Genomic DNA, 1,287 nt, shown 5'->3' with positions numbered 1-1,287 from the left:
TATTGTGTAATGAGATTCATTATTTCTCCTCCTAAAAATTAATATCGTCGTCATTGTCATCTTCTGTATTATCGATTTTGGAAAGAAAAGCATACCCAAGGTATGCTGATCCTACCAAAAATAGAAACAAAAGAATTTTAGTTATAAAGAACCCCATGTTATTTCCCTGTTTCCCCTGTCACTACAGTGCCAGCTCCATTTACAGTTACCCAACCATGCTCTTTTCGAGCCTGAGCTTCTTCATATTTGATTAAGTTATCTGTTATAGATTCAGCAATCTTGCGGTTCGATTCAGCTTCTGCTTCTGCGGCTTTTGTCTTTTTGTATGCTTCGCTATCAGCTTGAGTTTTTGCTGTTTCTGCGTCTAATTTTGCTTTCTCATTTTCTTGACCAGCTCGAATGATTGCGTCAATTGATTTTTGCGTCTCTTTATCAACATCTGGAACACCAAGTGTTACATCTTCGACCTCAAAACCTTTTGATTCTACAGCTTTCGCAAAGTTCGTTAGTACCTCCGCTTCAACTTTAGAGGAATCTCCTGAAAGGACATCAAGCAGGCTGTATTTGGCATAAACTTCACGTGCTACTTTTTGAAGCTTAGATTTTAACCATCCACTTTCGATATCTTCCGAAGTGATATTTCCAAATTCTTTGTACATTTTTGCTGCTTTAGTTGAATCAACTTTGTAGTCATATTTGATATCAATCGTTGTTTTTTTACCGTCGCTTGTAGATACTGAAATATTTTTTGATTGGATAGTTTGCAAGCGAATTGGATATTGGATTACTTTGTCAACCCCTACAAATTTCACACCTTGTGTCAGTGCTTCATCTTTGATCCCCCCATTCATTGAATAGCGAACTCCTACATATCCATTGTCGATTTTTTCAAAAAATGTAAATCCGCCAATTACTCCAATACCTAAAATCACTGCTCCTGTCACACCCAATTTGATTAATTTATTTTCGTTCATTATTTCTCCTCCAAGTATTTAAATTTACGACCTTTAGAATCAACGTTTCCACGTCTAACTCTGCTCCAAATTGTTTTTTTATCAATACTAGTAACCTCAGAGAGTTCTTGAGCTGTTCCTGTCACCAGAATTCTTCCGCCTTGCCAGATTGCTATTTTCCGACCCACCCTTTTTCGTCTAGTCTTTTCTTTATTCTCTGTTAATTTAGCGATTTTCTGAACTTCTGCGACTACTCGCTCGTCATTTTCTTCCCACGCACGACTGTTCAAGCGCTCTAGCATCATTCGATATGCGACTTTGTTTTTCACTGATG

At 37.5% G+C, this 1,287-nt stretch carries 2 protein-coding genes; both read right to left on the bottom strand.

The window, feature by feature from the left end:
• Window positions 1–158 precede the first annotated feature (158 nt).
• Window positions 159–974 carry a prohibitin family protein gene (locus DVW83_RS14710; protein WP_137239676.1) on the bottom strand — a complete coding sequence of 272 codons (816 nt, stop codon included), beginning with the start codon at window positions 972–974 and terminating at the stop codon, window positions 159–161.
• On the bottom strand, window positions 974–1,282 hold the full coding sequence (locus DVW83_RS14705) for a DUF658 family protein (protein WP_104660610.1): 309 nt from the start codon (window positions 1,280–1,282) through the stop codon (window positions 974–976). The genes DVW83_RS14710 and DVW83_RS14705 overlap by 1 nt, the downstream gene beginning before the upstream one ends.
• Between the last annotated feature and the right edge of the window lie 5 nt (window positions 1,283–1,287).

This window comes from Enterococcus sp. VV15, assembly GCF_005236045.1.
Classification (GTDB): Bacteria; Bacillota; Bacilli; order Lactobacillales; family Enterococcaceae; genus Enterococcus_B; species Enterococcus_B durans.
The sequence above is the reverse complement of the archived record's forward strand: the minus strand, read 5'-3'. Positions and strand labels throughout refer to the sequence as shown.